Annotated in this window: 5 protein-coding genes and 2 pseudogenes; 3 read left to right on the top strand and 4 right to left on the bottom strand. The window is 59.5% G+C overall.

The features are described from left to right. Positions 1–103: 103 nt before the first annotated feature. From EA795_RS20150 to EA795_RS20140, 3 genes and pseudogenes are all read right to left on the bottom strand, one after another. Positions 104–421, bottom strand: a pseudogene (locus EA795_RS20150) (tyrosine-type recombinase/integrase); the annotation flags it as partial. A 177-nt stretch (positions 422–598) separates the two neighbouring features. Beyond that, positions 599–1920: pseudogene (locus tag EA795_RS20145) on the bottom strand (transposase). A gap of 414 nt (positions 1921–2334) precedes the next feature. Further along, positions 2335–3315 carry an IS5-like element ISPa16 family transposase gene (locus tag EA795_RS20140; RefSeq protein WP_122079152.1) on the bottom strand — a complete coding sequence of 327 codons (981 nt, stop codon included), beginning with the start codon at positions 3313–3315 and terminating at the stop codon, positions 2335–2337. An 82-nt stretch (positions 3316–3397) separates the two neighbouring features. On the opposite strand from EA795_RS20140, the gene EA795_RS20135 reads away from it, so the two are divergent. Then, on the top strand, positions 3398–4066 hold the full coding sequence (locus EA795_RS20135; protein WP_122079150.1) for a hypothetical protein: 669 nt from the start codon (positions 3398–3400) through the stop codon (positions 4064–4066). A 296-nt stretch (positions 4067–4362) separates the two neighbouring features. Then, the gene (locus EA795_RS20130) at positions 4363–6357 is read left to right on the top strand and encodes a methyl-accepting chemotaxis protein (protein WP_122079148.1); all 1995 of its coding nucleotides are present in this window, start codon (positions 4363–4365) and stop codon (positions 6355–6357) included. A 600-nt stretch (positions 6358–6957) separates the two neighbouring features. Here EA795_RS20130 and EA795_RS20120 read toward each other — a convergent pair. Beyond that, complete coding sequence (locus EA795_RS20120; protein ID WP_122079147.1) at positions 6958–7782, bottom strand: AraC family transcriptional regulator; 825 nt, start codon at positions 7780–7782, stop codon at positions 6958–6960. Between the two features lie 118 nt (positions 7783–7900). Here EA795_RS20120 and EA795_RS20115 point away from each other — a divergent pair. After that, positions 7901–8138 (top strand): Ohr family peroxiredoxin (locus tag EA795_RS20115; protein ID WP_122079145.1); only part of this gene is annotated, 238 nt, incomplete at its 3' end.

Raw genomic sequence — 8138 nt, 5'->3', positions numbered from 1 at the left:
CGAGTGTTCGAATCACTCCGTCCCGACCAAACAAATCAACGACTTAGGCCGGTAGCGAAAGCTCCGGCCTTTTTCGTGTGAGGACTTTTGCGGGACTCATGTTTCATCCTGCCGTTCTCCTCAATATGGTTAGCGCCGGACCTCGCGCATCCGTCGCCGATATCCTGTTGGCCTCATCGATCAGTTTGCCCAGCTCGGCGGCCGAGTAGTGGCTGGTGATGCTGCCGTTCTTGTGGCCCAGCAGGGCCTTCCTGTCTTCTTCCGTCACCCCGGCTGCCCGCAATCTTCGTCCGAAGGTGTGCTTCAGGTCGTGAATTCTGATCGAGGCGAATCCCGTTGGGGCCGGTCGTTTGAAACGTTCCTGGTATTTCGCCGCGGCCCTTTTTCTCGCCTTCTTCCACGCCGAGTCGTTCATCCTGTGGAAGGACAGCTATCGGCCGATTCTGTTGAAAAAGTAGCTTCAGCAGCAGCCTGCCGATCAAGTGTGCCTGCTGTCGAAGTGGCTGCAAGCCACTTCAAGTTGCCTTCCGGCGTTTCACTGAGCGTCCTTGCTCAGGTTTAAGGGTTAATTTGAGGGTTTCTGCTCTAGCAGGCGTACCTATCCCGTCAGCGGTGGCCCTTGAGGCAAAAGCTTGGCCATGCGGCGCAGGTTCTGCACCATCGCAGCCAAGGTGAATTCGTCAGTGGCACCCGTTAGGCCACGCAGTCGTAAACGGTCGAGTTTCATGATCCGTTTGAGGTGGGCGAAAAGCATCTCTACCTTCTTTCGTTCGCAGCAGCGAGAGACGATGTACTCCGGTGTCTTGGCGATGCGTCGAGCCACGCCGCGGGCAGCCTCATGGATGCTGCGGACGATCTCCGATTCGGCGTATTGGGGCAGCATTTCGCTTTCAACGGGCAGGTGGCGCAGTCGGTTTGGCTGGAGCGGTAAATGATGGTGTTGGCCTTGGTTACCCGAGATCTTTGCTGGGTGAAGGAGCGCCATTCACTGCGTAGCGGTTTGCCGGCTGGGCAGCGATATTCTTGCGCTCGGTCTTGTCCCACACCGGCACATGCGGCTCGATATCCTTTTCTTCGACCATCCAGGCCAGCATCGGGGCAGTGCCATAGGCGGTATCGCCGATAAGGCGTTCCGGTGTGAGGTCGAACTGCGCTTCGACACGCTCGACCATCGTCTTGGTCGAATCGACTTCAGCGGTACGGTGCGCCGGGGTAGCTTCCACGTCCATGATCACACCGTGCTCAGTGTCGATCAGGTAATTCGTGGCGTAGGCAAAAAAGGCCGAGCCGTCTGGCGCCGCTGTCCAACGGGACTGAGGATCAGAGCGAAATTTTCTTAGGAAGAGCTTCAGCCAGCGCCTCTTCATCAAGGGCTTCGAGGTACTCGCGCACAGCGCGGCTGCTGAGTGCTGGAGCGCGCCAATCGACTTCATCTCCTGCTACCCCACGTTGCCGGCTGGCATCCGCCTTGATGATGCTGGCGTCGACAGTGAAACCTTCACCCTTGACCAGACCGGCCGCCATGCAGCGCCGCAGCACTTCATTGAACAACCAGCGGAACAGATCGCTGTCACGAAAACGGCCATGACGATTCTTTGAGAAGGTCGAATGGTTGGGTACTTCGTCTTCCAGACCCAGCCGGCAGAACCAGCGATAGGCCAGGTTCAGGTGCACCTCTTCGCACAATCGCCGCTCGGAACGAATGCCATAGCAGTAACCGACGACGAGCATGCGCACCATCAGTTCCGGGTCAATCGAGGGACGCCCGATGGGGCTATAGAAATCCGCCAGGTAGGCACGCAGATCACTGAGATCCAGACACTGGTCGATGCTGCGCAGAAGATGTTGGGCCGGGACGAGATCTTCCAGATTGAACGAGTAGAACAGGAGCTGCCGTCCTCCCGGTGGCTGTCCCATCATGCTGTTCGCCCCCCACGCTCGCTGACAAAGCAATTTTTTGCCAACGGCATGGGGCGGCCGCTACTTTTTCAACAGAATCGGTCAAAAGCAGTCGCTCGACCAAAACACGTCGCAAGCATGCCTACTTGGTTACAGATTCTTCGCGATCAAGCGCGCAAACTGCGCATCAGCAATCGTCATCTACCGCTCCAAGCGCCTTACCCGTGAGACGCTCGCGAACGTCAGATGAAAAAAAGGGTTTCGTGCAACCTGAATAAGTAATTGTTAGGGAAGGTCTGAAGTAGCCCTGTATTTCCGGTCGACTTCAGCCCTCGCTGCTTTTGAAAGCGGGCCGTCGATCAAAATCGACCAGGTAACCCGCTCAGTTCTCCGTTTTTGGCCGCCGCGAGCACCTCGCAGCAGCCATTTCCCGCATTACAGGCGTACCTCTCCTGCGGCAGTCAGCAAATGTCGGCGCGCCATCCATAGGTTCGACAGCGCGAACAGCGTCACCAGCTGAGCGGTGTTCTTGGCCAGGCCACGGAAGCGCACCTTCACGTAACCGAACTGGCGCTTGATCACTCGAAACGGGTGCTCGACCTTCGCTCGCACTTGTGCCTTGGCCTTCTCGATCTTGCGCTTGGCTTTGTACAGGGCGCTGCGTTTATCGAGCTTCTTGTAGGTGCTGCGGCGTGCTGCGACCTGCCAGATCACTTCGCGGCCAGCATGTTCGGGGCGCTTTTCGACGCCGGTGTAGCCGGCATCGGCGCAGACGACGTTCTCTTCACCATGCAGCAGTTTGTCGACCTGGGTGACATCCGCCACGTTTGCCGCCGTGCCGACCACGCTGTGCACCAGCCCCGACTCGTCATCCACACCGATGTGCGCCTTCATGCCAAAGTAATACTGGTTCCCTTTCTTGCTCTGGTGCATTTCCGGGTCGCGCTTGCCGTCCTGGTTCTTGGTCGAGCTGGGCGCGTGGATCAGTGTGGCATCGACGATAGTGCCCTGGCGCAGCGACAGGCCGCGATCCCCCAGGTAGCCATTGATTACGCCGAGGATGCCGGCTGCCAGCTCATGTTTCTCCAGCAAGCGACGGAAGTTGAGGATGGTGGTTTCGTCGGGAATGCGCTCCAGGCTCAGCCCGGCGAACTGACGCAGGATGGTCGTCTCGTAGAGCGCTTCTTCCATGGCCGGGTCGCTGTAGCCGAACCAGTTCTGCATCAGATGGATACGTAACATGGCCATCAGCGGATAGGCTGGACGACCACCTTCACCCTTTGGGTAGTGTGGCTCGATCAGGGCAATCAATCCCTTCCACGGCACCACCTGATCCATCTCGATCAGGAACAATTCCTTACGGGTCTGCTTGCGCTTGCCGGCGTACTCGGCGTCGGCGAAGGTCATCTGCCTCATGGAAAAACTCGGCTGGCGGGATCGGCGTGTTTCACCAGATTCGGGAAGTCTTTTTCAGACCTTCCCTAGCTATGGAATATAAATGAAGGCGAAGATTCTGGTTGTTGGCGGCCTTATGATGGCCGTGGTTGTTTCTTTCTGGGTCTACGGAAATTCACTTATTGCGGTTGGTGAACGAGAGTCACGATGGATAGTACAGGATATGTGGGGCTCAAGTTTCTTCGGCTCTCGCGCGGAGAAACTCGAGGAGCATGAGCGAATGAATCTGATAAGCCTCCGCGAGGGCTCCAGTGAAAACCAAGAGCTCATAAACTACGTTTTGAAAAACAAGTGCGCGGACTATTCTGTAAAATGCTATTTGGTCATGACCGCAGCCTCAAATATCCTGATAGATGCGGGTGAGTATGACTCGTGGCTCAGGGGCATGGTTGAGGCGATTAACAGGGTTAACGCCGGGGACCTATGCCCAATCGCACATGAATCCGCCATTCTCAGATATAAGTTAAAGATCGCTTCAACTAAAAATGTTCGGTCTGCACAAAGGCTTTCAGTAAATGTTCTTGAAAGGATCAAGTTGAATGGCGGATTTATAAAGAATCTTAAAACAGGGTCATGTACTGGTTTGGCAAAAGAAAAGCCTGAATTTTTTTATGAATACACCATGCTGATTGCCAGGATTATGGAATTGGCTGGTGGTGATTTCGTAAAGGCTGGGGCTTATATAAATGCGCTAGCCAATAATCAGCGATGATTCATATGTCCAATTAGCGCGATCTGTCCGTCGGACGAAGCCAACTTTGCTTTCCAGGTCTGCAGGACCGACACCACCCAATGACGGATCCGCGGTCTTTTCCTATTCGCCACGCCATTGAGGCTGCGTCTGTCTGCCACAGCTCATGCTTCTTCGGATCCATGGAAAGCCAGCCGGTGCGCTACAGGCTGAAGGTTGGAGACCCAACCGCTCATCGTATCGGCTCGTGGAACGCTCAATCCCAACGCCGAGCGGCCGAAACGCTCTACAACGTCGTTCCCGTTGGGAGTTGTAGCATGTTCTCTTTACCCACCCGCATCGCCTCGCGCATGACATTGGGCGTCCTCCTCCTGTTGCTGCTGACCGCACTGGCGATTTTCGCGGTCATGGCCCTTGGCGGTAAACCAAGGCTGGTCGCCACGGGGACTGCCGCCGCCGCGCAATCGGCCAGCGCCCTGGCCCGTCAGCTGGCGATACAGCTCAGTCGTATCGAAGGAACGACTGCTGCCATGGCGCATCTGGCCGAAACGATGCCGAATGACGTGACGCTGGCGAGTTCGACCCTGCCCAACCTGATCGATGCGCAAGGCGATGAATCCATCGCCGGGGGCGGGCTGTGGCCTGAGCCGAACGCCTTCACGCCCGGAGCGACGCGCCGCAGCTTTTTCTGGGCGCGCAACGGCAATGGCGAGCTTGAATATTCGGACGACTACAACGCCTCGCAGACGGCCTCCTATCACGGCGAGTCGTGGTACACCGACGCGCGTTCGGCGGCACCGGGACGCTGCGTCTGGTCGGATGGCTACCTGGATACGGTCAGTGGCGTGGCCATGACCACCTGCAGCGTCCCCTACCGGCGCGAAGGCGTATTTGCCGGCGTCGCGACGCTCGACTTGAAACTCGATGGCCTGGCCCGTTTTCTCGAAGCAAACGGGGGCGTGACGGGTGGCTATGCGTTTGCAGTCGACCAGGCCGGTAACCTGCTGTTCTACCCCGGCTTGAAAGCGTCCGGCGGCTTACCGACGCTGGCCGACCTGGGACGCGAAAAACCATGGCTCAAGCCTGTAGCCGATGCAGTTGCGGCTCGAAGCTCGGATAAGCAGCCGATATTCCTGGAGCATGACGGGCTGGTCGATGGCCCCGTTTATGTGACGTTGGAAACCATGCCAGGCACCGGTTGGCGGGTCGGCCTGGTGACGTCCGAAGCCAAGGTGACCGGCCTTGCCGATGAGCTGACCGGCCAGGTGCTCATGTTCCTGCTTCCGCTGATGGCGTTGCTGCTCGGCATCGCCTGGTTTGCCGGCAAGCGCTTGCTGGCGCAGCTCGAGGAAACCACCGAGCAGATCGAGCGCCTGGGGCAGGGCGGCGGTCGCGATGATGCGCAGCTGGAGATCCATCGCGCGGATGAACTCGGCACCCTGCGTGGGGCAGTGAACCGCTACGCCGGTTCGCTACGCGACATGTTGCAGCGCATTGCCGACGAGTCGGCGAGTCTCGAGCGGCAGGCCGACGACCTGGCGAAGCTGTCTATCGGCCTCGCCGACCGTGCCGAAGTGCAGCGGCAGGACAACACCTTGCTGGCCACGGCCATTACCGAGATGTCGGCCAGTGCGGCCGAGGTGGCCCAAAATACCACCGATTGCTCCGACACGGCCCGCCAGTCCTTGTCGGCAGCCGAGCAGGGGCAGGATCAGGTAAGGCGCAACAGCGAGGCCATTGGCGGATTGGCAGGCAATATCGACGACGCGGCCTCGGCGATCACCCGGTTGGGCCAGGACATCGAGCGCGTCGGTGTGGTGCTGGACGTCATCAAGTCCATTTCCGAGCAAACGAACCTGCTTGCCCTCAATGCCGCAATCGAGGCCGCGCGCGCCGGCGAGCAGGGCCGGGGCTTTGCGGTCGTCGCCGATGAGGTGCGCACACTGGCAGGAAGAACCCAGAACTCGGCCGACGAGATCCAGCAGATGATCACCCAGTTGCGCCAGGCGTCGACCCAGGCGGTGTCGACGATGCAGTCCGGTGCCCAGCGCACCCATGATGCGGTGCTGCAGGCCAATGGCGTGGCCGGCACGCTCGGCGACACGGTTACCAGCTTCGATGACATCGTGCAGCGGGCGCAGCAGATTGCCGTGGCGGCCCAGCAGCAGAGCCACGTGACCCAGGAAATCAATGAGCTGGCCGTTCGAATCCATACCGCAAGCGAGGAAGGCGCGCGTGATGCCGCCACGCTGCGTGAGCTTGGCCAGGGCATGCTGGCCATCTCGCAACGACTGGCCGGCATGAGCCGCTGACCGGAACCCATGATCGGTGGACGCGATATGGCGCAGCCTGTGATGAGCCGCGCCACAGCTCTAATGTCAGTCTTCGTGACTGGGAACTGTATGTGGCTCTGGTCAGACGCTGAGTAGCCTCGTCATTTCTGGTCCGCCACAACGAGCTGATGTTCTCCCAAGAAGTGGAGGAGCTGTTTCATCTCTACCGAGTGTTTCAGCTTAGGGACGGGGCGCGCCTGTTCACCCTTGGGTGACCTTTCCCTGCGTGTGCGTCTCAGATCGACGGCTTACCGGACGAGCTTTCGGAGCGTTGCGAGGCCTGGGGCTATCTGGTGTTGACTGGCTGCTTTCGGGCCAGAAGCGGCCCATTCGAACCCATCACCAGGCCGCCCCGACCGAATCGATCAGTGTGAGTTGTTCATGGGCCTGACTGACGGTGTGCTTGAATCGACCGCCAGTCGCTGTCTCGTGGCGACGAGCGCTTGCACTGGCTGTGTCGGTTCCAGCAGCTCATACGCGAGATGCGCCTAGCGTGCGGTCAGGATTATTTATGCCCTGACTGAGCAGGCCAGATAAGGGCACGCGAGACACGCTCGATGTTGCACCTCCAGGCCTTGGTCACTGCGGATGACAAGCTTTCCACTGCCGGGGTGATTGCCCCGTTTGCGCCTTGAACGCGCGGGAGAGTGCGGCTTCGCTGCCGTAGCCGATTTCGATCGCGATTACCTTCAAGGAGCGTCCGCGTCGCAAGGCCTTCTGCGCCAGTCGCACGCGCCAGCCCTGCAGATATTGTCCAGGCGTGGTGCCTACCGTCTCGCGGAACGTCGTGGCGAACACGCTGCGTGACATGCCGGCGACGTTCGCCAGTTCGTCCAGCGTCCACTCCTGCGCCGGCGCTTCGTGCATAGCCACCAGCGCGTTGCGCAGCCGCGCATGCGACAAGCCGGACAGCAGGCCCCCCTGCACCGCTCCGCTTTCCATCAACTGGCGAAACACCTGAATCATCACCACCTCGAATAGGCGTTCGACTAGCGCGACGCGCCCGCAGCGCTGCTCGAAGGCCTCTTCGAAGAGTAACCCCAGCACCGGTTCGGCGCCGTCAATGGCTGCCAGCGGTAGGCAGACGACGTCCGGCAGCGCCGATGCGATGGGGTTGCCTGCGCCGCTATCGAACGACAGGTTGGCGCAAACCAGGTCCGCACCGCGCTCGGAGTCGGTGATAAAGCGATGCGTCAGCGGCCGTGGGAACAGCAGCAGACTCGGTCGGTCGACCTGCAGCTGTTCCCTGCCGTACTGCACCTCCACCGCGCCGCTGCGCACCAGGTGCAACTGTCCGTGTACGCCATCGCTTTGCAAAGTGTTGATGCCGCACAACGCACCCGCATTGAACACCTGCGCACTCATCGGGAAATGCGTCATCAGTGCCGCGAGCCTATCCGCCATATTCGTACTCCTGATCAAGTTTTCCGGACTTTATATCACCGATAATTTCTGGAGACACGCAGAATACATCTCACCGGGCAACACCAGCCGGCCACTCAACTGAACAGGAACGATCACCATGTCCATCGAGAAAATTCTCTACACCGCCACTGCTATTGCCACCGGTGGCCGCGAAGGCCGCGCCACCTCTTCCGACCGCGTACTCGACGTGCAGCTGTCCACCCCGCGCGAACTGGGCGGCGCAGGCGGCGCCGGTACCAACCCCGAGCAGCTTTTCGCTGCCGGCTACTCGGCCTGCTTTCTCGGCGCGCTGAAGTATGTCGCTGGCAAGCAGAAAGTCGCGCTGCCTGCAGACA

Source organism: Stutzerimonas nitrititolerans, from assembly GCF_003696285.1.
GTDB classification, from domain to species: Bacteria; Pseudomonadota; Gammaproteobacteria; order Pseudomonadales; family Pseudomonadaceae; genus Stutzerimonas; species Stutzerimonas nitrititolerans.
The sequence above is the reverse complement of the archived record's forward strand: the minus strand, read 5'-3'. Positions and strand labels throughout refer to the sequence as shown.

Coding starts and splice junctions, on each gene's coding strand:
- EA795_RS20140 (WP_122079152.1), bottom strand. CDS start 3,315: ATGAGGCAGATGACCTTCGCCGACGCCGAGTACGCCGGCAAGCGCAAG.
- EA795_RS20135 (WP_122079150.1), top strand. CDS start 3,398: ATGAAGGCGAAGATTCTGGTTGTTGGCGGCCTTATGATGGCCGTGGTT.
- EA795_RS20130 (WP_122079148.1), top strand. CDS start 4,363: ATGTTCTCTTTACCCACCCGCATCGCCTCGCGCATGACATTGGGCGTC.
- EA795_RS20120 (WP_122079147.1), bottom strand. CDS start 7,782: ATGGCGGATAGGCTCGCGGCACTGATGACGCATTTCCCGATGAGTGCG.